This is a genomic window from Allobosea sp. P5_A5 (assembly GCF_056400625.1).
Map to the genome: position 1 here is coordinate 83015 of NZ_JBFUKY010000008.1, position 21798 is coordinate 104812.

Genomic DNA, 21798 nt, shown 5'->3' on the forward strand with positions numbered 1-21798 from the left:
TAGGCGGTTGTTAACCTTAATGCTTCGTTATCGGCGCAGACGCGAACGCGGCAGCGGCCGATGGAACGATGATGAAAAAGGCGATCACAGCCAGCCTGACGGGCCTTGCGATGGTGTGGGCCGGGGCGGCCGGCGCGGCCGATCTACGCGGCGTCGCGCTGCCGCCGGCACCGGAACTGCCGACCTTCTATTCCTGGACTGGCGTCTATGGCGGCGTCCAGGGCGGATATTCCTGGGGCAGCAACCGGGTGCGCATCGGCTCGACCGGCGGCCCGTTCGCGCCGCTGAGCTTCCGCATCAATGACGACATGGCCTTCGGCGGCGCTCATGCAGGCTTCAACTACCAGACCGGCAATGTCGTGCTCGGCATCGAGGGCGATATCGAGGCGGTCAACAGCCGCAACCGCTTTGACGGCATCGGATTGTCCGGGCGCGTGTCGCAGGATTGGCAAGGTGCGGCGCGCGGGCGCCTCGGCTACGCTTTCGACCGGCTGATGGTCTATGCGGCCGGCGGCGCCTCCTTCACCGAATACGAGCGGCGTGTGTTCTCCGGCGCAGGCTTCGGCGAACGGCTGACGAGCACCCGCACCGGCTGGAATCTCGGCGCCGGCATCAACTTCGCCTTCACCGACCATCTGATCCTTGGCGCGGAATACCGCTACACCGATTTCGGCCGCAACCGCTTCGCCTCGCCCGGCGCCTTCCCCGGGCTGAGCGGCGATCAGGAGCTCACGACACAGAGCGCACGGGCGAGCGTCGCCTACAAGTTCTGAGGAAATCGCTTCCCGTCATTGCGAGGAGCGAAGCGACGAAGCAATCCAGAAGACGGGGCGAAACGGTTCGTCCAGTCCCCTGGATTGCTTCGCTTCGCTCGCAATGACGAGGGTGTATCAAAACCCTGTGCGCTGCCTGATCGCGGCCGCCAGCGTGCCGTCGTCGAGATAATCGAGTTCGCCGCCGACGGGCACGCCATGAGCGAGCTTCGTCACCTTGACCGGCAGGTGTCCGAGCAGATCGGTGATGAAATGCGCCGTCGTCTGGCCGTCGACGGTGGCGCTGAGCGCCAGGATGACCTCCGTGACCGCCGGAGCGGAGGCGCGTGTCACCAGGGCGTCGAGCGAAAGATGCTCGGGCCTGACACCGTCCAGAGCCGAGAGCACGCCGCCCAGAACATGGTAGCGGCCGGCGACCGCGCCGGAACGCTCCAGCGCCCAAAGATCCGAGATGTCGGCGACGACGACGATCAGGCTGTCGTCGCGTCGATGGTCGCCGCACAACCCGCAGGGGTCGGTCGTATCGACGTTACCGCAGGTCGAACACACGACGATGCGCTCACGCGCCACGGTCATCGCCTCGGAGAGCGGGCCGAGCAGCTGCTCCCGCTTCTTGACCAGATGCAGCGCAGCCCGCCTGGCCGAGCGCGGTCCAAGCCCCGGCAGCTTGGCCAGCAGCTGGATCAGGCGTTCGATCTCGGGGCCGGCGATGGCGCGGGGCATGGTGCTACCCTGTCATTCCGGGGCGGCCGCAGGCCGAACCTGGAACCCATGACCGGGTGAGCTTCGTCCTGCCGATGTATTCCATCGCGCGAGCCCCGTCGTGGGTTCCGGGTTCTTCGCTTCGCGAAGCCCCGGAATGACATTGCGTTTTCAAAACAGCTTCATGCCCGGCGGGATCGGCAGGCCCTTGGTGACCTCGCCCATGCGCTCCTGCATGACGCGCTCGGAGCGCGAGCGGGCGTCCGCGCAGGCAGCGACGATCAGATCCTCGAGGATCTCGCGTTCGTCCGGCACCATCAGGCTGGGGTCGATCTTGACGGTCTTGAGAGCGCCCTTGGCCGTCATGGTGACAGCGACCATACCGCCGCCAGCAGCGCCCTCGACCTCGACGGTGTCGAGCTCGGCCTGAAGATCGGCCATCTTCTGCTGCATCTGCTGCGCCTGCTTCATCAGGCCCATCATGTCGCGCATGGTCTAAACCCTCTCGTCAGATTGAAACGGTCGAAATCAGAAATCGACACCGTCGAAATCCGGCTCGGAATCATCGAATAGCGGCTCGTCGCCATTCTGCAGATCATCATCGCCGGCAGGCGCGGCCGCCGCGATCTCGGCGGCGGCGACGGCACGGGGGTCGCGAACATCGACGACGCGCGCGCCGGGAAAGCGCTCCAGAACCGCCTTGACCGCCGGGTGGCCGGCCGCATCGTTTTCGCGCTGGTCTTTCGCGGCGGCGACCTGCTCGCGCATCGTCGCGCCGCCTTCGGCGTTCACAACCGCGACCATCCAGGTCTGTCCGGTCCAGTCTTTGAGCTTGCGCGACAGATCCTGCGCGAGCGTGCGCGAGGCGCCCTCGGCCAGCGAGAACTCGATCCGGCCGGGCTCGAACCTCACAGGGCGGACGTCGCGCTCGAGCGAAATCTTGAGGCCGATCTCGCGATGCTGGGAGGCGAGCGCCACCACGTCCTCGATCGAGGTTACGATCGCCTGCGGGGCTGCGACCGCGCGCGGCGCGGCGACGGGCATCGGATTGGCGCTGGCGAGAATCGGCCGCGCCGCGAGCGCGGTGTTGCCACCGCCGGAAGGCGGGCGGGGCGCGCCGCCATAGCCCCCATTGCCGGCGGGCACCGCGCCCATGCCGTCGCGCAGCAGTTTCAAGGCTTCGTCCGGCGTCGGCAGGTCGGCGGCATGGGCGAGGCGCACCAGCACCATCTCGGCCGCCATAACCGGCCGGTCGGCCTGCTTCACCTCGGCAATGCCCTTCAGCAGCATCTGCCATGTCCGGGCCAGCACGCGGATCGACAGGCGCTGGGCGAAATCCCCGCCGCGCACACGCTCCGCCTGCGAGAGCGTCGCGTCCTTCACCGCATCGGGCACGAGCTTCAGTCGGGTGACGAGATGGCTGAACTCGGCGAGATCGGTCAGCACCACGACAGGATCGGCGCCAGCATCGTATTGCGCGCGCAATTCGCCCAAGGCCGAGGCGATGTCGCCCTTCATCACCGATTCGAACAGATCGATGACGCGCGCCCGGTCGGCGAGGCCGAGCATGGAGCGGATATCGTCGAGCGTGATGCGGCCGGCCGCATGCGCGATGGCCTGGTCGAGGATCGAGAGCGAATCGCGCACCGACCCTTCCGCCGCGCGGGCGACCGCCGCCAGCGCCTCGACCTCGGCATCGACACCCTCGTTGCCGCAGATCCCGGAGAGATGGTTGACCAGCACGTCGGATTCGACGCGGCGCAGGTCGAAGCGCTGGCAGCGCGACAGCACCGTGATCGGCACCTTGCGGATCTCGGTGGTCGCGAAAATGAACTTGGCGTGGGCTGGCGGCTCCTCCAGCGTCTTCAACAGGGCGTTGAAGGCCTGCGTCGACATCATGTGCACTTCGTCGACGATGTAGACCTTGTAGCGGCCGGAGACCGGCGCGTACTGGATGCCCTCGATCAGCTGGCGGACATTCTCGACGCCGTTGTTGGACGCCGCGTCGAGCTCCATCACGTCGATGTGCCGGCCTTCGATGATATCGCGGCAATGGATGCCGAAATCGCGCAGATCCGTCGTCGGCGCGCCGCTGCCGTCGGCCGTCTGATAGTTGAGGGCGCGCGCGAGAATGCGGGCGGTCGTGGTCTTGCCGACGCCGCGCACGCCAGTCAGCATCCAGGCCTGCGGAATACGGCCGGCGGCGAAGGCGTTGGTGAGCGTGCGCACCATCGCGTCCTGGCCGATCAGGTCGCCGAAATGCGCAGGGCGGTATTTGCGGGCGAGCACCCGATAAGGCACCGACGCAGTGGCCGGCGCCGGCGCGGGCGCCGGATCGAAACCGGCGAAGCCGGGCTCGTCTGCGATGGCGGCGTCGGTCATGTCGCTCATGGAAACCGGTTTCGCCAATCGGAAGGCGAGGGTCAATGCCGCCCTTGGCCTTAAGCCATTCAAGCATGCGGCGAAGGTGGGAGGCTGGACGAAGACCCGTTCGGTCTCGTTAGGGCTGCTTCCTTCCGGACCTGACCCAGTTGGCGAGTGAGACGTCCCTCGCCAACCTCCCGCCCGCTATATCGGGGATGTCGCGCCGGAGCGCAAGCCGGCTCCCGGAAGCGCCGCGCCGACGTGCCGCGAAGCTTCGTCGCAGCCGCCGCTGCGGCATTGACTTGGCTCCGGCCATCCGTCATAAGCCCGCCACCTGCGCTGCCGAGAGGCGGCGCCGACCCTTATCGCATACTGGCTCGGTCGGCCCTGCTTCCTTTCGGAGGCTTAAGGCCAGCGCGCCCGACAAGTCCCCGGAGTCGGACGATGAAAAGAACCTATCAACCCAGCAAGCTGGTTCGCAAGCGCCGCCACGGCTATCGTGCCCGCATGGCGACCACCGGCGGCCGCAAGGTCATCGCCGCTCGCCGCGCTCACGGCCGCAAGAAGCTTTCGGCCTGACGCCGACCGGCGCGTGATTTCGACGCGCCTGTTCCGGAAGACTGGCCAATCGCCATGCGCCTCGCCCGTCTGACGCAACGCAAACAATTCCTGGCGGCGGCCGATCACGGCCGCCGCTTTCGTTCGTCGACGTTCCTCGTACAGGTGCGCGATGCAGCGCCCGACGAAGAGCGCGACGGGCTCAAGCTGGGGCTGACAGCCTCGCGCAAGACCGGCAATGCCGTACAGCGCAACCGCATCCGCCGCCGCCTGCGCGCCGCCGCTGCAAAAGCCTTGCAAGACCAGAGCCATCGCTGCTGCGACGTCGTCATCGTCGCGCGCGCCGAGGCGATCGGCACGCCCTTCGAACGGCTCGTCGCCGATCTTTCGGTTGCCATCGACCGGGCAAGGCCGCAAAAGCCGCAGGCCGACCGGCGCCCCGGGCGCGACAGCCGCAAGCCGATCCATTCTTCCGTGCCCTCCTCCTCTGTTTCATCCGCCTGAACCAGCCGGACCAAGCGAGATCCGTTTCCGATCATGATGAAAGAAGACAACCGCAATCTGCTTCTCGCGATCGCCCTGTCGGTCGTGATCCTGCTCGGCTGGCAGTTCTTCTACGCCAAGCCGCAGCTGGAGAAGCAGCAGGAGATTGCCCGGCAAAACCAGCAGACGCAGACGCAAGCTGCGCCCGCCGGAGCGAGCAACCCGGCCGCGACCGCCGCGCCTCCGGGCCAGGCCGCGGGCTCGGCTGCCCCAGGCACGGCGCCCGGCGCGGCAGCGACGCAGGTTTCCGGCACCCGCGAGCAGGCGCTCGCCGCCAGCCCGCGCATCAAGATCGACACACCGAAGATCGCCGGTTCGATCGCGCTGGCCGGTGGGCGCATCGACGACGTTTCGCTCAAGGCCTATCACGAGACGGTCGACGACAGCAGCCCGATCATCGTGCTGCTGTCTCCCGCGGGCGGGCCGAACGCCTATTATTCCGACTTTGGCTGGGTCGCCGCGCCGGGCAGTAATACGCCCGTGCCAAACGCGACGACGCTGTGGACCGCCGACAAGCAGGTCCTGACGCCCGGCCAGCCGGTCACGCTGACCTGGGACAACGGCCAGGGCCTGACCTTCAAGCGCATCGTCAATGTCGACGACAATGCGATATTCCAGGTCCGCGACGAGGTCGAGAACAAGGGCGGCAATGCCGTCACGCTGTTCCCCTATGGACAGGTCGTACGCCAGGGCAAGCCGCACACGCTGGGCTACTACGTGCTGCATGAAGGCCTCGTCGGCTATGTCGGCGAGAAGGACGGCCTGCAGGAATGGACCTACGACAAGCTCGACAAGGAGCCGGCTCTCTCGTCAGGCACCGTCGGCAAGGTCTGGAAGGATGCCGTCGGCGGCTGGGTCGGCATCACCGACAAGTACTGGGCCGCGGCCGTCATTCCCGACCAGTCGCGCAAGTTCGAAGGCCGCTTCTCCTCGGTGCAGACCGGCTCGGAGCGGACCTATCAGGCGGATTTCCTGGGCGAGGCCATCGCGCTCGCGCCCGGCGCCTCGACCGCCTCGCAGTCGCGGCTGTTCGCGGGGGCCAAGGAGGTCGCGGCGATCAACGGCTATGAGGCCAGCCAGCAGATCAAGCGCTTCGACCTGCTGATCGACTGGGGCTGGTTCTACTTCTTCACCAAGCCGCTCTTCGTCGTGCTCGACTGGATCTACAAGCATGTCGGCAATTTCGGCGTCGCGATCCTGATCGTCACGGTGCTGCTCAAGGGCCTGTTCTTCCCGCTCGCCAGCAAATCCTACGCCTCGATGGCGAAGATGAAGGCGATGCAGCCGGAAATGACGGCCATCCGCGAGCGCTACGCGGACGACAAGATGAAGCAGCAGCAGGCTCTGATGGAGCTGTACAAGACGCAGAAGATCAACCCGGTCGCCGGCTGCTGGCCGGTGCTGCTGCAGATCCCGGTGTTCTTCGCGCTCTACAAGATCCTGTTCATCACCATCGAAATGCGGCACGCGCCGTTCTTCGGCTGGATCCACGATCTGGCCGCACCGGACCCGACCAACCTGTTCAACCTGTTCGGGCTGATCCCCTTCACGCCGCCGACCATGCTGCATCTCGGCCTGTGGCCGATCATCATGGGCATCACGATGTTCATCCAGATGAAGATGAACCCGGAGCCGCCTGACCCGGTGCAGAAGATGATGTTCACCTGGATGCCGGTGTTCTTCACCTTCCTGCTCGGCTCGTTCCCGGCCGGCTTGGTGATCTATTGGAGCTGGAACAACCTGCTCTCGGTGACCCAGCAGGGCTTCATCATGAGGAAGAACGGCGTCAAGATCGAACTCTTCGACAACATCAAGGGCATGTTCGGCAAGAAGCCGCCTGCGACCACGGCCGTGGCGGTACCGGGCAAGCCCGCCAACACCAACAAGAAGTAACGGCGAGGGGCGGGTTTCCCGCCCCTTTCCTTTTAACGTCGCTGCAGCGCTACCCAATTCATTGCGGGCGGAGCGAAACTATCCAGGACCGACGGAGCTCTACGTCCTCCTGGATTGCTTCGTCGCTTCGCTCCTCGCAATGACGAGGTCGCAGTGCAACGATGTGTCGCGACGGAACTGCTGCCATGCCCCTGCCCGATCCGAACACCCGCCATCCTATCCCGGGCTGGAAGGGCACGGCCTTTCTCAAGGCGGTGGTCGACCATCCACTGATCGAGGTCGGCGATTACAGCTACTATGACGACTCGCGCGGGCCGGAGCATTTCATCGGTCGCTGCGTGCGCTATCATTTCGACTTCATCGGCGACCGGCTGATCATCGGGAAGTTCGTCGCGATCGCGCAAGGAGCGCAGTTCGTGATGAACGGCGCCAACCATCCGCTCGGCGGCTTCTCGACCTTTCCCTTCCAGATGTTCGGGCTGGGCGATCCCGAGGCTCTCAAGCGGCCCGGCGCCACCCATCGCGGCGACATGGTGATCGGCAACGATGTCTGGATCGGCCGCGAAGCGGTGATCATGCCGGGCGTCGTATCGGCGACGGCGCGATCATCGGGACGCGGGCGCAGGTGACGAAGGATGTGCCTGATTATGCGGTCGTCGCCGGCAATCCGGGACGGATCGTCAAGATGCGCTTTGCGCCGGAGATCGTCGTGGCGCTGTTGGACATCCGCTGGTGGGATTGGGACGCCGAGACAATCGCGCGCAACGTCGCCGCCATTCAGGGCGCCGATATCGACGCGCTGCGCGCAGCCGTATAGGCAGAAGCCCATGACGACATCAATGACCAAGCCTTACGACGCCGAGGAGATCGAAACCGCGCGCAAGCTCTTCGAGGGCTCGTGGGATTTCGTCTGGGCCTCGACCAAGATTGACGACCTGCCGACCATGGTCGGGCAGGAGATCGCCTTCGCCGGGCGCTCCAATGTCGGCAAGTCCAGCCTCATCAATGCGCTGACGCGGCGCAATGCGCTGGCGCGGACCTCGCACACGCCCGGCCGCACACAGCAGCTGAACTTTTTTCGTCAGGTCGACGATGCCGAACGGCTCACCATCGTCGACATGCCGGGCTACGGCTATGCCGCCGTCGGCAAGGAAAAGGTCGCCGCCTGGACGCGGCTGATCCATGATTATCTGCGCGGCCGCTCCAACCTGATGCGCGTCTACGTGCTGATCGACGCCCGTCACGGCATCAAGGATGTCGATGGCGCCGTGCTGGAGACGCTCGACAAGGCCGCCGTCTCCTATCAGGTGGTGCTGACCAAGGGCGACGCGCTGAAACCCGCCGAGCAGCAATTCATGGCGGAGGCGACCTATGACGAGATCAAGCGCCGGCCAGCCGCCTTCCCTGAGGTGCTGCTGACCTCGAGCGAAAAGGGCCTCGGCATTCCCGAGCTGCGTGCCGCGGTCGGCCGGGTTCTGGCCGAGCGGCAGTGAGGATCGCGTGCCCACCGCGTCATGGTCGGGCTTGTCCCGACCATCCAAATCTTCGCCGGTCGAAGGTCGCGTTCAAGGCGTGGATGCTCGCCACAAGGGCTGGCATGACGGAGCCCCACCAGTGCGAGCGGAGCGACGCCTGCCGTGACAGCCACTAAGCTGCATCTCACCCTTGCCGCCCTGATGGGCCTTGCGGGCGTCGCGTTATTGGCGGCGGCCGCGCACATCACCGGCACCGCCAACGTTCAGACCGCCGGGCAGATGCTGCTGTTCCATGCCCCGGTGATCTTCAGCGCGACCGCCGCGCGCAAGGGCGGCCACCTGCACGACCTTCTGGCGCGGATCGCGCTGTCGGCGATCATCGTCGGAGCGATTCTCTTCGCCGCCGATCTGTCGCGGCGCGGTTTTGTGAACGAGGCGTTGTTTCCGCGCGCGGCCCCGATTGGCGGATGGTTCATGCTGGGCGGATGGTTGGGTCTGGCCGTCGCGGCCGTGGCAACGAAGCGCGGCTGATCACCCTGCACATCGGCCTTCCCGAAAACCGCATTCCATTTTTCGGGCCGATGCTCTGCTTATGCCTGCATCGGCTTTTCCGAAAACCGCATTCCACTTTTCGGGCCGATGCTCTAGAAGCGCTCCGCATCTTCCTCGCGGCCGTGCGGAGCTTTGCCGAATGACCGACCTGCCTCAACTCACGCCGTCGCAATCGGCCGATCTGCTCGTCCAGGCGCTGCCGCACATGCAGCGCTACGATCAGGAAATCATCGTTATCAAATATGGCGGCAACGCCATGGGCGACGCCGCCACCGCCGAGGATTTCGCCGAAGACATCGTGCTGCTCGAGCAGTCGGGCCTGAAGCCCGTCGTCTGCCATGGCGGCGGCCCGCAGATCGCCTCGATGCTGAAAAAACTCGGCATCCAGTCCGAGTTCAAGCAAGGCCTGCGCGTCACAGACGAGGCCACCGTCGAGGTCGTCGAGATGGTCCTCGCCGGCTCCGTCAACAAGGAGATCGTCGGCTATATCTCCCGCGAGGGCGGCCGGGCCATCGGGCTTTGCGGCAAGGACGGCAACATGGTCACCGCGCGCAAGGTGACCCGCACCGTGGTCGACCCCGATTCGCGAATCGAGCAGGTGCTCGATCTCGGCTTCGTCGGCGAGCCGGAGACGGTCAATACCGGCGTGCTGGATGCCGTGCTGAAGGCCGAGCTGATCCCGGTGCTGGCGCCGGTCTGCGCCGCGGCGGACGGCCAGACCTACAACGTCAACGCGGACACCTTTGCGGGTGCGATCGCAGGCGCGCTCAACGCCAAGCGCCTGCTGCTGCTGACCGACGTGCCGGGCGTGCTGACCAAGGAAAAGCAGCTGATCCCGGAGCTGACCGTCGAGGAATGCCGCCGGCTGATCGCAGACGGCACGATCTCGGGCGGTATGATCCCGAAGATCGAGACCTGCATCTACGCGCTGGAAAAGGGCGTCGAGGCGGTCGTGATCCTTGACGGCAAGGTGCCGCATGCCGTGCTGATCGAGCTGTTCACCGATACCGGCCACGGCACGATCATCCGGCGTTGAGATCCGGCTCCATCCGCCGTCATCCCGGGCGGAGCGAAGCGCAGACCCGGGATCCATTCCGGAGCATCGACGATGAAGGTTCGGGCATGGATCCCGGATCGGCGCCGCGGAGCCTGTCCTTGGGCCGATCAAAGATCGGACCCGAGGGCGGCTTGTCCGGGATGACCACGCGGAAGACCCATCATTAAACCTCCGCAAACGACTTGCGGCGCCAAATCCGGCTCCCACATCTGCAAGTCCGATGACCACATTTTCCCCGACCATCCTCGCCGAAGCGCCCGCCGCGACCCCGCCCCTCACGGCGGAGGGGTTCGCGCATGTCGACCACTGGATCTTCGATCTCGACAACACGCTCTATTCGCATGAGAGCCGCGTCTGGCCGCAGGTCAACGAGCGCATCACGCTGTTCCTGCAGGAGCTGTTCGGACTCGACGGGCTGTCGTCGCACGCGCTGCGGCAGTATTATTACCACCGCTACGGCACGACGCTGAAAGGGTTGATGGAGGAGCATCAGATCGATCCGGACGCGTTCCTCGATTTCGCCCATGACATCGACCTGACCCTGCTCGAACCCGATCCGGAGCTGGGCTCCGCGCTTGCGGCACTGCCCGGTCGCAAGCTGATCCTAACCAACGGCTCGGTCGGTCATGCGAAAAACGTGGCCGGCAAGCTCGGCATCCTCGACCAGTTCGAGGACATTTTCGATATCGTCCATGCCGGCTTCCTGCCGAAACCCGAGCGCGCGACCTATGAACATTTCCTCGCCAAACATGCGGTCGATCCGGGCCGGGCGGCGATGTTCGAGGATATCGAGAAGAACCTGATCGTGCCGAGCGCTCTGGGCATGAAGACGGTTCTGATCATCCCGAAGACGCCCGATCCATTCCGCGAGGCGTGGGAGCAGGCGGCGATCGAAGCCGGGCACATTCATCATGTCACGGCGGACCTGGCCGGATTTCTCAGGCCGCTTGGACGTTCTGCGGAAAGCTCTGCCTGAAACGGACGGATTTAGCCCGGCGCATCTGTCCAAAGGGAATTTCGTTCTTCTTTACGAACCCGCCGCGGAATGATACCCGTTCCGTTCGGTAAAAAGAACGAATTGGATGTCCCATGTCGGTATTCGATCACGACGCGGCCACGCTGCATCCCGAAACCCGCCTCGTCCATGCCGGCACGATGCGCTCGCAGTTCGGCGAGACCTCCGAAGCGCTGTTCCTGACGCAGGGCCATGTCTATGACAACGCGGCGCAGGCCGAGGGGCGCTTCCTGAACACAGACCCCGGCTTCCAGTATGGACGCCTTGGCAATCCGACGACGGCGATGCTGGAAGCGCGCATGGCCTCGTTTGAGGGTGCCGAGAGTTGTCGGGCCACCGCGACGGGTATGGCCGCCGTGACGGCCGCGCTGATGGCGCCTGTGCGGGCCGGCGACCATGTCGTGGCCGCTAGCGCTCTCTTCGGCTCCTGTCGCTACATCGTCGAGGACCATCTGCCCCGCTACGGCGTCGAGACGACGCTGGTCGAGGGCAGCGACATCGAGGCCTGGCGCAAGGCGGTGCAGCCCAACACCAAGCTGTTCTTTCTGGAGTCGCCGTCGAACCCGACGCTGGAAGTGCTCGATATCGCCGCCATCGCGGTGGTGGCGAAAGAGGCCGGCGCGAAGCTCGTCGTCGACAATGTCTTCGCCACGCCGCTTTACCAGCGCCCGCTCGCACTGGGCGCCGACATCGTGGTCTATTCGGCGACCAAGCATATCGACGGACAAGGGCGCTGCCTGGGCGGGCTGATCCTCGGTGCTAAGGAGCTGATCGAGGGCGATATCCAGCAGTATCTGCGCCAGACCGGCCCGATCCTCTCTCCGTTCAACGCCTGGGTGATGCTGAAGTCGCTGGAGACGCTGCCCTTGCGCGTCGCCAAGCAGGCCGAGAACGCGACCAAGGTCGCCGATTGGCTGGCGGCACAGGCCAAGCCGGTCAAGGTGATCTTCCCCGGTCACAAGAACCATCCGCAGGCCGAGATCATCGCCCGCCAGATGAGCGGCCCTTCCACCATGATCGCCTTCGAGGTACCGGGCGGGAAGGCCGGCGCCTATCGCCTGCTCGACGCCTGCCGGCTGATCCGCATCTCCAACAATCTCGGCGACGCCAAGAGCCTGATCGTCCATCCGGCGACGACGACGCATCAGCGTTTCACGCCCGAGGTGCGCGCCGCGATGGGGGTCAGCGATGGGCTGGTGCGGCTTTCGATCGGGCTCGAGCACCCGGACGACCTGATCGCCGATCTGGAACAGGCGCTGGCGCAGGTTTGAGGCGTTTCAGTCAAGGACCCGGACAGCGCGAGGAACCCTCTCCCGTAGGGAGAGGGCAGGGTGAGGGGTCGGCCATTGGACGCTTTGGCTGTAACCTGACCGCTGCGTTATAGGGTGCTTCGTAAACTGGTTCAGGGGCCTACACCTCACCCCTGCCCCTCTCCTTACAGGAGAGGGTTCTAGCGCCCTTGCCATCGTCCCAGTGGCCATCCCCGCCGGCCCCTGCTAAAGCGAGGCCGTTTTCCAGCGAGCCCTGAGAGGCCAGCATGCGTTCGGGCGAAGTGAAGCGCCGCACCAACGAGACCGATATCGCGGTCTCGCTCCATCTCGACGGCACCGGCAAGGCCGAGATCGCCTCGGGCGTCGGCTTCTTCGACCATATGCTCGACCTGTTCGCCCGCCACTCGCTGATCGACCTCAACGTCGCGGTGAAGGGCGACACGCAGATCGACGACCATCATTCGGTCGAGGATACCGGCATCGCGCTGGGCGAGGCTGTGAAGCAGGCGCTCGGCGACAAGAAGGGCATCCGCCGCTACGCCGATATCCATCTGCCGATGGACGAGACGCTGACCCGCGTCGCGGTCGACGTCTCGGGCCGGCCGTTCCTCGTCTTCCGCACTGAATTCAAGGCACAGAAGATCGGGACGTTCGACACCGAGCTGGTGCGCGAGTTCTTCCAGGCCTTCGCGATGAACGCCGGCATCACCCTGCACATCGAGACGCTTTACGGCGACAACGCTCACCACATCGCCGAGAGCTGCTTCAAGGGGTTGGCGCGGGCGCTGCGGCAAGCGATCGAGGTGGATCCCCGCGAGGGCGGGCGCGTGCCCTCGACCAAGGGTGCGCTCTGATGGCGTTCTATACGGTGATGACGCCGCCTCCGGGTGGGACCGGCGTTAGGGACGGAATCGAGCAGGCGCGGGTCATCCCCGACGCCTTCAGCTGGGGCGCGTTTCTGCTGACGGGCTTGTGGTTGCTCGGCCGCCGGCTGTGGCTGGCGACGCTACTCTTCGCGCTGTTCTGGGGCGCCGTCTGGTTCGTTCATCGCCGCCTCGGCATCCATGACGGCGCGCTGACCCTGCTCTACTGGACCGTCGCGCTGTTCCTCGGTTTCGAGGGCCGCAATTTGTTGGTGCGCAAGCTGACCCGCCAGGGCTGGCAGCTCGCCGATGTGGTCGAGGCCCGCTCGCTGGATGAGGCCGAGCGGCGCTGGTTCGAACGCGCACTGGCAGGGCTTCCAGCCGTGCCGCGCGTCGAGCCTGCGGTCTCACCGCCGCTGCCGCGTTCCACGACGCCCTTGCCGATCATCGGCCTGTTTCCCGAGGCGCGGGGGCGATGAGCCAGTCCGTCGCCATCATCGATTACGGCTCGGGCAATCTCCACTCAGCCGCCAAGGCCTTCGAGCGGGCGGCGCTGGAGGCCGGCATTCCCTCGACCATCCATGTCACCAGCGACACCGAGATCGTGCGCGCGGCCGACCGGATCGTGCTCCCCGGCGTCGGCGCCTTCGCCGATTGCAGGCGCGGGCTCGATGCCGTGCCGGGCATGGTCGAGACGCTGGAAGAGGCGGTGCGGGTCAAGGGACGGCCTTTTCTCGGCATCTGCGTCGGCATGCAGCTCCTGGCCTCGCGCGGGCTGGAATACGCGGTCACCGAAGGGCTCGGCTGGATTCCAGGGGATGTCGCGCTGATCGAGCCTCGGGACGACAGCCTCAAGGTCCCGCATATGGGCTGGAACGTCTTGCACAAGCAGGAGGAGCACCCGCTGCTCGCCGGCATCGAGACCGGTCCGCAGGGACTGCACGCCTATTTCGTGCACTCCTACGCGCTGGTGCCGGAGCGGGCGCAGGATGTGGTGGCGCTGACCGACCATGGCGGACCGGTGACCGCGATGGTGGCGCATGGCAACATCGCCGGCACACAGTTCCACCCCGAAAAGAGCCAGACGCTGGGCCTCAAGCTCATCGCCAATTTCCTGGGCTGGACGCCGTGATCCTGTTTCCCGCGATCGATCTCAAGGAAGGCCGCTGCGTCCGCCTGAAGCAGGGCGATATGACACAGGCAACCGTGTTCAACGACGATCCGGCTGCACAGGCGGCCGATTTCGAGCGACAGGGCTTCCCGTGGCTGCATGTCGTCGATCTTGACGGCGCTTTTGCGGGCAAGCCGATGAATGCGGCGGCGGTGGAGGCGATTCTGGCCCGGGTTTCGTTCCCCGTACAACTCGGCGGCGGCATCCGCGACATGAAGACGGTCGCGGGTTGGCTGGAAAAGGGCATCCGCCGCGTCATCATCGGCACGGCGGCGGTGCGCGATCCCGCCTTCGTGCGCGAAGCGGCGAAGGCCTTTCCGGGCCGGGTCGCGGTCGGCATCGACGCGCGCGACGGCTATGTCGCGGTCGAGGGCTGGGCGGAAACCTCGTCGTTGGCGGCGGCCGATCTCGGCAAGCGCTTCGAGGATGCCGGCGTCGCGGCGATCATCTACACCGACATCGCGCGGGACGGGATGCTGCAAGGTATCAACTGGGAGGGCACGATCGCGCTGGCGCAGGCCGTATCGATCCCGGTCATCGCCTCGGGCGGGCTGGCCTCGATGGCCGACATCGAGCGGCTGCGGGCGCCCGATGCCGCTATTCTCGAAGGGGCGATCACAGGGCGGGCGCTCTATGACGGGCGGATCGACCCGGCGGCGGCACTGGCGCGGCTCGTAGGAACTTAGCTCATGAAGCTCGATCACTTGAAGGCCCTGACAAATCGAGCAGCTGTGGTGAAAGTCAGCACCGCGCTCAATCCGCTTCTGTGGCTAACTGCCGTTGTGACGCCGGCTTCATTGCTAGCCTCGGTTTTCTCATCAGACGCGCTGGTTCGCTCCGTATCTCTTGGCCTTGCAGCTTTACCTGTCATTGTCTCAGCAGCTGCATACTTCATTTTCCTTTTCCGTGACCCCAATCGGTTACAATCGGAAGAGTTTCAGCTTCGGCAGCAAGAGCTTATCCTCTTCCGAAAAGGCGATGATGCCCCCATCTTGATTGATGAGGCCGAAGGCATAACCCAACGTGAGGCCTTAGAACGAGGAGAGAAAGGAACTAAAAGATGAAAACGTTCCTGTTTTCTTTTAGCGTAGCTCAAATTGACCCCGAAATCATCCGCCAGCGACTTAACAATGCGCCAGAGATTAACGATTGGTTAGTTATGACCGGCGGCCTGGTTATCATTAAGTCTTTCTTTGGAACCTCTGACCTAGCGGCGCGGATTCGCGGAAGTTTTCCGGGAATGCAGTTTCTTATGTCCGAAATCAGCCCAACTTCTTGCGATGGATGGCTTCCGCAAACCGCTTGGGACTTCATTAATATTCCCCAGCGCCAAGCTCTTCCTGCATGACCTTGAAAACGCGCATCATTCCCTGCCTCGACGTCAAGGACGGCCGCGTCGTCAAGGGCGTCAAATTCGTGGACCTCGTCGATGCCGGCGATCCGGTCGAGGCCGCCAAGGCCTATGACGCGGCCGGTGCGGATGAGCTTTGCTTCCTCGACATCACCGCCAGCCATGAGGATCGCGGCATTCTCTTCGACGTGGTGACGCGCACGGCGGAGGCCTGTTTCATGCCGCTGACGGTCGGCGGCGGCGTGCGCAAGGTCGAGGATATCCGGGCGCTGCTGCTGGCGGGCGCCGACAAGGTCTCGATCAACACCGCCGCCGTCACAAACCGGGGCTTCGTCAAGGAGGCGGCCGAGAAGTTCGGCGCGCAGTGCATCACGGTGGCGATCGACGCCAAACAGGTCTCGCCCGGCCGCTGGGAGATCTTCACCCATGGCGGGCGGAACGCCACCGGCATCGAGGCTGTCGCCTTTGCCCGCGAAGTCGTTTCGCTCGGCGCCGGCGAGCTGCTGGTGACATCGATGGACAAGGACGGCACGAAATCCGGCTACGACCTCGGGCTGACCCGCGCGATCGCGGATGCGGTTTCGGTGCCGGTGATCGCGTCCGGCGGCGTCGGCGATCTCGAAGATCTGGTCGCGGGCGTGGCACAGGGCCATGCCTCGGCCGTGCTCGCCGCCTCGATCTTCCATTTCGGCACCTACACGATCGGGCAGGCCAAGGCGCATATGGCGGAAGCCGGCCTCCGGATGAGGCTCGTTTAGCCGTGTCTGGGTTCTCCCCGCTCGTCATTCCGCGGCTTTGCGCGGCGAAGAACCTGGACATTGCGACTGGGCGCAAAGCCCATGAACGGGCCGCAAATACCGCGCCAAGTCGTGGGTTCCGGGTTCGCGCTTTTGGCGCGCCCCGGAATGACAGAGGTTCAGCATGACCTTCACTCTCGCCGATCTCGAAGCGCGTGTCGCCGAACGTGCCGCCGCCTCGCCAAACGAATCCTGGACGGCGAAATTGCTGGCGGCCGGCCCGGAGCGCGCCGCCAAGAAATTCGGCGAGGAAGCGGTCGAAGCCGTGATCGCGGCGGTCAAAGGCGACCGAACCGAACTGATCGCCGAGAGCGCCGACGTGCTCTATCATCTTTTGGTCGTGCTCAGGGCCCGCGATGTTGCATTGCAGGATGTGTTGAGCGAGCTTGAAGCGCGCACCGCCCGGTCCGGACTGGCGGAAAAGGCGGCCAGGCCCGGGCAGGGCTCCGCGCCGGCATGATCTTTCCTCGTACCTCGAAGCCTGGATTGCGGGTCGCGTCATGGACCAAGGATTGATCCCGGATCCGGGTTTGAACGCGGGCGAAGACATGATGTCCGACCAGCGCCTCATCTCCACCCCGCCGGAGCGCGATCTCGTCTCGCCCTATCGCTCCTTCTCGCGAGACGAGTGGGCGCATCTGCGCGCCGATCAGCCGCTGACGCTCGCGGTCGACGATTTGACCAAGCTGCAGTCGCTCAACGACCCGATCTCGCTCGACGAGATCGTCGCGATCTACCTGCCGCTGTCGCGGCTGCTTTCGCTTTACGTCGCGGCGACGCAAGGGCTGTTCAAGGCGACCCAGCGCTTCCTGATGGCGGAGGCGGAGGTCAAGGTTCCCTATATCATCGGGGTCGCGGGGTCGGTGGCTGTCGGCAAGTCCACCACCGCGCGCGTGCTCAAGGCGCTGCTCTCGCGCTGGCCGAATACGCCGAAGGTCGAACTCGTCACCACCGACGGTTTCCTGCTGCCCAATGCGGAGCTGGAGAAGCGCGGGCTGATGCAGCGCAAGGGCTTTCCCGAGAGCTATGACGGCTCGGCGATCCTGCGCTTCCTCTCCGACATCAAGGCCGGCAAGCCGCAGGTGAGCGCCCCGGTCTATTCGCACCTCGTCTACGACGTGATGCCCGGCGAGACGGTGACGGTCGAGCGGCCGGACATCCTGATTCTGGAAGGGCTGAACGTCCTGCAACCGAGCCGGATGCCGAAGGACGGCACCGTCATCCCCTTCGTGTCGGATTACTTCGACTTCTCGGTCTATCTCGACGCCGACGAGAACGACCTGCACCGATGGTACGTCAACCGCTTCATGACGCTGCGCCAGACGTCATTCCGCGACCCGCGCTCGTTCTTCCGCAAATATGCCGAGATCGCGGAAGAGGACGCGCTGGCCATCGCCGAAAAGCTCTGGACCGGGATCAACCTGCCAAACCTGCAGGAAAACATCCTGCCGACGCGCCAGCGCGCCAGCCTGATCCTGACGAAGGGCGCCAGCCACCGCATCCAGCAGGTCGCGCTGAGGCGGCTGTAACGATGTTGGCGGCCATCTTCGTCATTGCGAGCGAAGCGAAGCAATCCAGGAGGACTGGGCGACAGCTTATGACCCGGTCCCCCTGGATTGCTTCGTCGCTGCGCTTCTCGCAATGACGGCAGGCCGATCACGCAGCTGATCCGATGGATACGTTCTGGTCGCTGGCCGGGATGGCCGCCGCCGCCTTCATCGCGGCGACGCTTTTGCCGGCCCAGTCGGAGGCGGTCTTCGTCGGCCTTCTCGCTGCCGGCAGCGTCGATCCGATCGCGCTCTTCCTCGTCGCGAGCGTCGCAAACATGGCCGGCTCCGTCTTGAACTGGTGGCTCGGCCTGTTGATCGCGCGCCACGGCGTCGAGCGGCTGCCGAAGCGCATCAGGCCCGACCCGGCCGGTTTCGCGAGGGCGCAGGCGTTGTTTGCGCGCTTCGGCTGGCCTTCCCTGCTGCTCGCCTGGCTGCCTGTTGTCGGCGACCCCCTGACCTTCGTCGCCGGTACGCTGCGCTTTCCGTTCTGGCCCTTCACGCTGCTTGTCCTGATCGGCAAGGCGGCTCGCTATGCAGCGTTATGGGCCGGCTGGTCGGCCATCATGTGAGGCCAGCGATTGCACGACCGGCCTTGCCGGGCTACCAGCGGGGCACCCTTTCCAAGGAGCTTTTCAGATGAGCATTCAGCGTATCCAGCCCGGCCCGCGCATGTCCAAGGCCGTCGTGCATGGCGACACCGTCTATCTCGCCGGGCAGGTCGCGGGCGAGGCCGCCGGCAAGAGCGTCGCCGAGCAGACCAAGGACATCCTCGGTATCATCGACGGGCTGCTGACTGAGGCCGGCACCGACAAGTCGAAGCTGCTGATGGTCAATATCTGGCTCTCCGACATGTCGACCTTCGCCGAGATGAACGCCGAGTGGGACAAGTGGGTCGTCGCGGGCGCCACGCCCGGCCGCGCCACGGTCGAGGCCAAGCTCGCCGCACCCCAGTTCACCGTCGAGATCGCGGTCATCGCCGCGAAGTGACCTTGTCCGATCGCGGAGGCCGGTTGGTCGAAGCGATCGGATCGTTAACAACTCTCTGGTAGCGAACTTACATTTCGTCCGGATCGATCGCGATCCGGACGAATTTATGCGCTCTGGAGGCCACCATTAGCCAGTCCGACGAGATCGCGCCGATGCTGTCACGCGTTGCAGAGCGCTGCAGCGTGCCGCCGGTAGCGCTCGCCGCCATGCTGGCCGACCGGGTGCGGGCCTCGGCCGCAATCAGCGAAGCGCTGCTCGAGCGCAAGGCTTTCGACTTTCTCGCACTGTCCCGCCGGCTGACCCCAGCCTTGCAGGAAGACACGTCCTCGCAGCAGGGCGATATCCGCCAGCTGCGAGAGGCTGCCGCGGGAGCCCTGCTCGCCGGCAGGCTCGGCGAGGCCGACAAGGCCTTGGCGCAGGCGGAACTCCGCGCCATCGACGGCGCGACGGACATGTCCGGCCTGCCTCTCGAAAAGCGCCTCCTCATCGGCGAGAACCGGGCCGACCGTGCGGCGCTTAGCTTTCTGCGGACCAGCATCGAGGCTTATCGCGAAGCCGCCGCCCGCTACGGCGAAGCCTCCGCCCTGATCGGTCTCGCGAACATCGAGCGCAGCCGCGCGGCCGCGCTCGACCAGGCCAGGTCGCTGGCCCGCATCAGCGAGGATTTCGGCGGACGGGAAGGCTTCGACGAGGCCATCGCTGCGCTACGCCGCCTGCTGCAGGGGCTCGACACCCTTTCCGACACTGTCGCTTTCGCCCGTGTCCAAGAGGCCATGGCCGCCGCGCTGGAAGGCCTTGCCAAGATTACCAACGACCCGCAGCTGCGCGATCTGGCGCTGACGCATAGCCGCGCAGGTCTGGAGTATCTGCATCAGGATGAGGATCCCGAGCTCTGGCGCGCGCTGAAGCTGCGCTTCGGGCGGCTGGCGGTCGCGCTCGGCATGACGCAGAAGGACGACGACCTCCTCGAAGAGGCGATCGCGGGCTATGCTAGCCTGCTCGCCGTCTGGTCGCGGGCCGATGAGGAGAAGCGCTGGCTCGAGGCCGAGCACATGATCTCGCGCGCACGGGCGACGCTGGGCAAGCGCAGGATCGACCTCGCCTTGCTGGAGCGCGCCTTCAACGGGCTGAACCGGGTCTCCGCCGCGATCGACCGCGGCCGCGAGCCTTTGCGATGGGCCGAATTGCAGGATCAGATGGGCGGTGTGCTCGCCTCGATGGGCGAGCGCTACAGCGAGCCTGTGGTGCTGGAGGAGGCAATCGCGGCCTTCGACGCGGCGCTGGAAGAACGCCGGCGCGAACGTGCTCCGTTGCTGTGGGCGCGCAGCCGTGCCAACCAGGCCGAGGCCATGCTGTTGCTGGCGCGGCGGACGAAGAGCCGCGACATGGCGCAGCGCGCACTCGGCCAGATGATGGAAGCGACCGATGTCGCCCGTCAGGCCGAGCCCCGCTCGGCTTCGGACTTCCAGGGCCGGTTGGCGGATGCTGGCGCGCTCGTGGAGCGCATGCTGGCGAGCTGACGCCGCTCAGCGGCGATAGCGCTCCGCCAGCCTTTGCAGAGCGCCGTCGAGCGTCTCGTCGCGCTTGGCGAAACAGAAGCGGACGACCGTCCTGACCGCCCCTTGCGCATAAAAAGCGCTGACTGGAATCGCCGCGACGCCGTTTTCCATGACCAGCCGCCGGCAGAAATCGACATCGTCGCTCTCGCCCAGCGGCGCGATATCGACATTCAGGAAGTAGGTCCCGGCCGAGGGCAGCACCGCCAGGCCGAGATCCTTCAGCCCCGTCGTAAAACGGTCGCGCGACCGCTGGAAATCAGCCCGCATGCCCTCGAAATAGCCGTCTTCCTTGCCCAGCCCATACGCCACGGCGGTCTGTAGGTTCGGGGGCGTGGTGAAGGTGATGTATTGATGCGCCTTGGCCAGCACGCGCATGATCGCGGGGGCCGCCATCACGAAACCGACCTTCCAGCCGGTCAGCGAGAAAATCTTGCCGGCGGAGGAGATCTTGACGGTGCGCTCGCGCATATCGGGCCGGCCGATCAGCGGCGTATGGCGTCGGCCATCGAAGACGACATGCTCCCAGACCTCGTCGCAGATCGCGATCGCGTCATGACGCACGCAGAAAGCGGCGAGCAGATCGAGATCGGCTTCGCTGAAGACGGTCGCGGTGGGGTTCAGCGGGTTGTTGAAGAGAACCAGGCGTGTCTTCGGCGAAAACGCCTTGGCCAGCGCCTCCTCGGTCAGACCGAAATGCGGCGGGGTCAGGGTGACGAATTTCGGGATGCCGCCGGCGCGCCGCACCAGCGGGACATAGGCGTCGTACATCGGCTCGAACAGCACGACCTCGTCGCCGGGAGAAACCAGCGCCATCAGCGCGCCCGCGATCGCTTCGGTGGCGCCCGAGGTGACCATGATCTCGCGGTCGGGATCGAGGTCGAGCCCCTGCCAGTGCTTGTAATGCACCGCAACGGCCTGCCTCAGTTCCGGCAGGCCCATCATCGGCGGATACTGGTTCCAGCCCAAGACGATCGCCTCCGCCGCCTTGCGCCGGACATCCTCAGGACCGGGATCATCGGGAAAGCCTTGGCCCAGATTGATCGCGCCGGTCTCGCGCGCGAGCTGTGACATGACCTCGAAGACGCTGGTTTGCAGAGCGGAGAAAATCGGATTCATCGCGCAACGGCTCGGGCGGGCGGACAGGGAGGCCGGCTTTAGCATGGGCCCGGCCGGCTTGGCATCCCGCAACCCGCGCCCAATGGCGCCCAATAAAATATCGAATGATGAATGTTGACATTCATCAGCGGTCAGGCTTTAGTGCCTTGGCCGGCCCATGGCGCCCACCTGATGCGACTTCGCCCCTTTGGCGCAGCAGGT

General features: G+C 65.4%; 25 protein-coding genes, 1 other RNA gene and 1 pseudogene. 22 read left to right on the forward strand and 5 right to left on the reverse strand.

What is annotated here, in order from left to right; genetic code table 11:
* Positions 1 to 71 precede the first annotated feature (71 nt).
* A complete protein-coding gene (locus AC1DR6_RS16325) occupies positions 72 to 773 on the forward strand; it encodes an outer membrane protein (protein WP_476830304.1) in 702 nt (233 codons plus the stop codon).
* Between the two features lie 117 nt (positions 774 to 890).
* Here the strand turns inward: AC1DR6_RS16325 and recR are convergent, their stop codons facing one another.
* The 4 genes from recR to ffs all read right to left on the reverse strand — a co-directional run bounded on the left by recR (position 891) and on the right by ffs (position 4038).
* On the reverse strand, positions 891 to 1496 hold the full coding sequence (recR, locus tag AC1DR6_RS16330) for a recombination mediator RecR (protein ID WP_476830305.1): 606 nt from the start codon (positions 1494 to 1496) through the stop codon (positions 891 to 893).
* Positions 1497 to 1646: 150 nt separating this feature from the next.
* Positions 1647 to 1967: a YbaB/EbfC family nucleoid-associated protein gene (locus AC1DR6_RS16335; RefSeq protein ID WP_476830306.1), complete on the reverse strand. Its 321-nt coding sequence runs from the start codon at positions 1965 to 1967 to the stop codon at positions 1647 to 1649.
* A 36-nt stretch (positions 1968 to 2003) separates the two neighbouring features.
* Positions 2004 to 3866, reverse strand: a complete 1863-nt coding sequence (locus tag AC1DR6_RS16340) for a DNA polymerase III subunit gamma/tau (RefSeq protein WP_476830307.1) — start codon at positions 3864 to 3866, stop codon at positions 2004 to 2006.
* A 75-nt stretch (positions 3867 to 3941) separates the two neighbouring features.
* Positions 3942 to 4038: signal recognition particle sRNA small type (gene ffs, locus AC1DR6_RS16345), an RNA gene on the reverse strand.
* Positions 4039 to 4283: 245 nt separating this feature from the next.
* Here ffs and rpmH point away from each other — a divergent pair.
* The 21 genes and pseudogenes from rpmH (at position 4284) to AC1DR6_RS16450 (ending at position 20442) form a co-directional block, all read left to right on the forward strand.
* Entirely contained in the window at positions 4284 to 4418 is a 135-nt protein-coding gene (gene rpmH, locus AC1DR6_RS16350) for a 50S ribosomal protein L34 (RefSeq protein WP_054210375.1), read from the forward strand.
* Positions 4419 to 4472: 54 nt separating this feature from the next.
* The gene (gene rnpA / locus AC1DR6_RS16355) at positions 4473 to 4901 is read left to right on the forward strand and encodes a ribonuclease P protein component (RefSeq protein WP_476830308.1); all 429 of its coding nucleotides are present in this window, start codon (positions 4473 to 4475) and stop codon (positions 4899 to 4901) included.
* Positions 4902 to 4937: 36 nt separating this feature from the next.
* The gene (gene yidC / locus AC1DR6_RS16360) at positions 4938 to 6833 is read left to right on the forward strand and encodes a membrane protein insertase YidC (RefSeq protein ID WP_476830452.1); all 1896 of its coding nucleotides are present in this window, start codon (positions 4938 to 4940) and stop codon (positions 6831 to 6833) included.
* Positions 6834 to 7018: 185 nt separating this feature from the next.
* A pseudogene (locus AC1DR6_RS16365) lies at positions 7019 to 7650 on the forward strand (CatB-related O-acetyltransferase).
* Positions 7651 to 7672: 22 nt separating this feature from the next.
* A complete protein-coding gene (gene yihA, locus AC1DR6_RS16370) occupies positions 7673 to 8326 on the forward strand; it encodes a ribosome biogenesis GTP-binding protein YihA/YsxC (RefSeq protein WP_476830453.1) in 654 nt (217 codons plus the stop codon).
* Positions 8327 to 8509: 183 nt separating this feature from the next.
* Positions 8510 to 8839 (forward strand): DUF423 domain-containing protein, encoded by a 330-nt coding sequence (locus AC1DR6_RS16375; RefSeq protein ID WP_476830309.1) that lies wholly within the window; start codon positions 8510 to 8512, stop codon positions 8837 to 8839.
* Positions 8840 to 8999: 160 nt separating this feature from the next.
* Positions 9000 to 9896 (forward strand): acetylglutamate kinase, encoded by an 897-nt coding sequence (gene argB, locus AC1DR6_RS16380; RefSeq protein WP_476830310.1) that lies wholly within the window; start codon positions 9000 to 9002, stop codon positions 9894 to 9896.
* Between the two features lie 241 nt (positions 9897 to 10137).
* The gene (locus AC1DR6_RS16385) at positions 10138 to 10893 is read left to right on the forward strand and encodes a pyrimidine 5'-nucleotidase (protein WP_476830311.1); all 756 of its coding nucleotides are present in this window, start codon (positions 10138 to 10140) and stop codon (positions 10891 to 10893) included.
* Between the two features lie 113 nt (positions 10894 to 11006).
* Positions 11007 to 12203 carry an O-succinylhomoserine sulfhydrylase gene (metZ, locus tag AC1DR6_RS16390; protein WP_476830312.1) on the forward strand — a complete coding sequence of 399 codons (1197 nt, stop codon included), beginning with the start codon at positions 11007 to 11009 and terminating at the stop codon, positions 12201 to 12203.
* A 266-nt stretch (positions 12204 to 12469) separates the two neighbouring features.
* Positions 12470 to 13057 carry an imidazoleglycerol-phosphate dehydratase HisB gene (gene hisB / locus AC1DR6_RS16395; protein WP_476830313.1) on the forward strand — a complete coding sequence of 196 codons (588 nt, stop codon included), beginning with the start codon at positions 12470 to 12472 and terminating at the stop codon, positions 13055 to 13057.
* Positions 13057 to 13545, forward strand: a complete 489-nt coding sequence (locus AC1DR6_RS16400) for a DUF2628 domain-containing protein (RefSeq protein WP_476830314.1) — start codon at positions 13057 to 13059, stop codon at positions 13543 to 13545. The genes hisB and AC1DR6_RS16400 overlap by 1 nt, the downstream gene beginning before the upstream one ends.
* Positions 13542 to 14198 (forward strand): imidazole glycerol phosphate synthase subunit HisH, encoded by a 657-nt coding sequence (gene hisH, locus AC1DR6_RS16405; RefSeq protein ID WP_476830315.1) that lies wholly within the window; start codon positions 13542 to 13544, stop codon positions 14196 to 14198. The genes AC1DR6_RS16400 and hisH overlap by 4 nt, the downstream gene beginning before the upstream one ends.
* Positions 14186 to 14923 carry a 1-(5-phosphoribosyl)-5-[(5-phosphoribosylamino)methylideneamino]imidazole-4-carboxamide isomerase gene (gene hisA / locus AC1DR6_RS16410; protein ID WP_476830454.1) on the forward strand — a complete coding sequence of 246 codons (738 nt, stop codon included), beginning with the start codon at positions 14186 to 14188 and terminating at the stop codon, positions 14921 to 14923. Before hisH ends, hisA begins: the two co-directional genes overlap by 13 nt.
* Before the next feature lie 3 nt (positions 14924 to 14926).
* Entirely contained in the window at positions 14927 to 15301 is a 375-nt protein-coding gene (locus AC1DR6_RS16415; RefSeq protein WP_476830316.1) for a hypothetical protein, read from the forward strand.
* Positions 15298 to 15585: a hypothetical protein gene (locus tag AC1DR6_RS16420; protein ID WP_476830317.1), complete on the forward strand. Its 288-nt coding sequence runs from the start codon at positions 15298 to 15300 to the stop codon at positions 15583 to 15585. The genes AC1DR6_RS16415 and AC1DR6_RS16420 overlap by 4 nt, the downstream gene beginning before the upstream one ends.
* Positions 15582 to 16346 (forward strand): imidazole glycerol phosphate synthase subunit HisF, encoded by a 765-nt coding sequence (hisF, locus tag AC1DR6_RS16425; RefSeq protein WP_476830318.1) that lies wholly within the window; start codon positions 15582 to 15584, stop codon positions 16344 to 16346. Before AC1DR6_RS16420 ends, hisF begins: the two co-directional genes overlap by 4 nt.
* 163 nt (positions 16347 to 16509) lie before the next feature.
* On the forward strand, positions 16510 to 16845 hold the full coding sequence (locus AC1DR6_RS16430) for a phosphoribosyl-ATP diphosphatase (protein ID WP_476830319.1): 336 nt from the start codon (positions 16510 to 16512) through the stop codon (positions 16843 to 16845).
* Between the two features lie 91 nt (positions 16846 to 16936).
* Positions 16937 to 17914, forward strand: a complete 978-nt coding sequence (gene coaA / locus AC1DR6_RS16435) for a type I pantothenate kinase (RefSeq protein WP_476830455.1) — start codon at positions 16937 to 16939, stop codon at positions 17912 to 17914.
* Positions 17915 to 18057: 143 nt separating this feature from the next.
* Positions 18058 to 18504, forward strand: coding sequence for a YqaA family protein (locus AC1DR6_RS16440; RefSeq protein ID WP_476830320.1), 447 nt, complete (start codon positions 18058 to 18060; stop codon positions 18502 to 18504).
* A gap of 67 nt (positions 18505 to 18571) precedes the next feature.
* Positions 18572 to 18922: a RidA family protein gene (locus AC1DR6_RS16445; protein WP_476830321.1), complete on the forward strand. Its 351-nt coding sequence runs from the start codon at positions 18572 to 18574 to the stop codon at positions 18920 to 18922.
* A 152-nt stretch (positions 18923 to 19074) separates the two neighbouring features.
* On the forward strand, positions 19075 to 20442 hold the full coding sequence (locus tag AC1DR6_RS16450; RefSeq protein WP_476830322.1) for a coiled-coil domain-containing protein: 1368 nt from the start codon (positions 19075 to 19077) through the stop codon (positions 20440 to 20442).
* Positions 20443 to 20448: 6 nt separating this feature from the next.
* Here the strand turns inward: AC1DR6_RS16450 and AC1DR6_RS16455 are convergent, their stop codons facing one another.
* Positions 20449 to 21597: an aminotransferase gene (locus tag AC1DR6_RS16455; protein ID WP_476830323.1), complete on the reverse strand. Its 1149-nt coding sequence runs from the start codon at positions 21595 to 21597 to the stop codon at positions 20449 to 20451.
* Positions 21598 to 21798: the final 201 nt, after the last annotated feature.

Excerpts from the sequence above, each read along its gene's own strand:
- AC1DR6_RS16445 (WP_476830321.1), top strand. The coding sequence starts at position 18,572 with ATGAGCATTCAGCGTATCCAGCCCGGCCCGCGCATGTCCAAGGCCGTC.
- rnpA (WP_476830308.1), top strand. The coding sequence starts at position 4,473 with ATGCGCCTCGCCCGTCTGACGCAACGCAAACAATTCCTGGCGGCGGCC.
- rpmH (WP_054210375.1), top strand. The coding sequence starts at position 4,284 with ATGAAAAGAACCTATCAACCCAGCAAGCTGGTTCGCAAGCGCCGCCAC.
- AC1DR6_RS16400 (WP_476830314.1), top strand. The coding sequence starts at position 13,057 with ATGGCGTTCTATACGGTGATGACGCCGCCTCCGGGTGGGACCGGCGTT.
- coaA (WP_476830455.1), top strand. The coding sequence starts at position 16,937 with ATGTCCGACCAGCGCCTCATCTCCACCCCGCCGGAGCGCGATCTCGTC.
- metZ (WP_476830312.1), top strand. The coding sequence starts at position 11,007 with ATGTCGGTATTCGATCACGACGCGGCCACGCTGCATCCCGAAACCCGC.
- argB (WP_476830310.1), top strand. The coding sequence starts at position 9,000 with ATGACCGACCTGCCTCAACTCACGCCGTCGCAATCGGCCGATCTGCTC.
- recR (WP_476830305.1), bottom strand. The coding sequence starts at position 1,496 with ATGCCCCGCGCCATCGCCGGCCCCGAGATCGAACGCCTGATCCAGCTG.
- hisB (WP_476830313.1), top strand. The coding sequence starts at position 12,470 with ATGCGTTCGGGCGAAGTGAAGCGCCGCACCAACGAGACCGATATCGCG.
- AC1DR6_RS16440 (WP_476830320.1), top strand. The coding sequence starts at position 18,058 with ATGGATACGTTCTGGTCGCTGGCCGGGATGGCCGCCGCCGCCTTCATC.
- AC1DR6_RS16450 (WP_476830322.1), top strand. The coding sequence starts at position 19,075 with ATGCTGTCACGCGTTGCAGAGCGCTGCAGCGTGCCGCCGGTAGCGCTC.
- AC1DR6_RS16420 (WP_476830317.1), top strand. The coding sequence starts at position 15,298 with ATGAAAACGTTCCTGTTTTCTTTTAGCGTAGCTCAAATTGACCCCGAA.
- hisH (WP_476830315.1), top strand. The coding sequence starts at position 13,542 with ATGAGCCAGTCCGTCGCCATCATCGATTACGGCTCGGGCAATCTCCAC.
- AC1DR6_RS16415 (WP_476830316.1), top strand. The coding sequence starts at position 14,927 with ATGAAGCTCGATCACTTGAAGGCCCTGACAAATCGAGCAGCTGTGGTG.
- AC1DR6_RS16325 (WP_476830304.1), top strand. The coding sequence starts at position 72 with ATGAAAAAGGCGATCACAGCCAGCCTGACGGGCCTTGCGATGGTGTGG.
- hisF (WP_476830318.1), top strand. The coding sequence starts at position 15,582 with ATGACCTTGAAAACGCGCATCATTCCCTGCCTCGACGTCAAGGACGGC.
- AC1DR6_RS16430 (WP_476830319.1), top strand. The coding sequence starts at position 16,510 with ATGACCTTCACTCTCGCCGATCTCGAAGCGCGTGTCGCCGAACGTGCC.
- AC1DR6_RS16385 (WP_476830311.1), top strand. The coding sequence starts at position 10,138 with ATGACCACATTTTCCCCGACCATCCTCGCCGAAGCGCCCGCCGCGACC.
- AC1DR6_RS16375 (WP_476830309.1), top strand. The coding sequence starts at position 8,510 with ATGGGCCTTGCGGGCGTCGCGTTATTGGCGGCGGCCGCGCACATCACC.
- AC1DR6_RS16340 (WP_476830307.1), bottom strand. The coding sequence starts at position 3,866 with ATGAGCGACATGACCGACGCCGCCATCGCAGACGAGCCCGGCTTCGCC.
- AC1DR6_RS16335 (WP_476830306.1), bottom strand. The coding sequence starts at position 1,967 with ATGCGCGACATGATGGGCCTGATGAAGCAGGCGCAGCAGATGCAGCAG.
- AC1DR6_RS16455 (WP_476830323.1), bottom strand. The coding sequence starts at position 21,597 with ATGAATCCGATTTTCTCCGCTCTGCAAACCAGCGTCTTCGAGGTCATG.
- yidC (WP_476830452.1), top strand. The coding sequence starts at position 4,938 with ATGAAAGAAGACAACCGCAATCTGCTTCTCGCGATCGCCCTGTCGGTC.
- yihA (WP_476830453.1), top strand. The coding sequence starts at position 7,673 with ATGACCAAGCCTTACGACGCCGAGGAGATCGAAACCGCGCGCAAGCTC.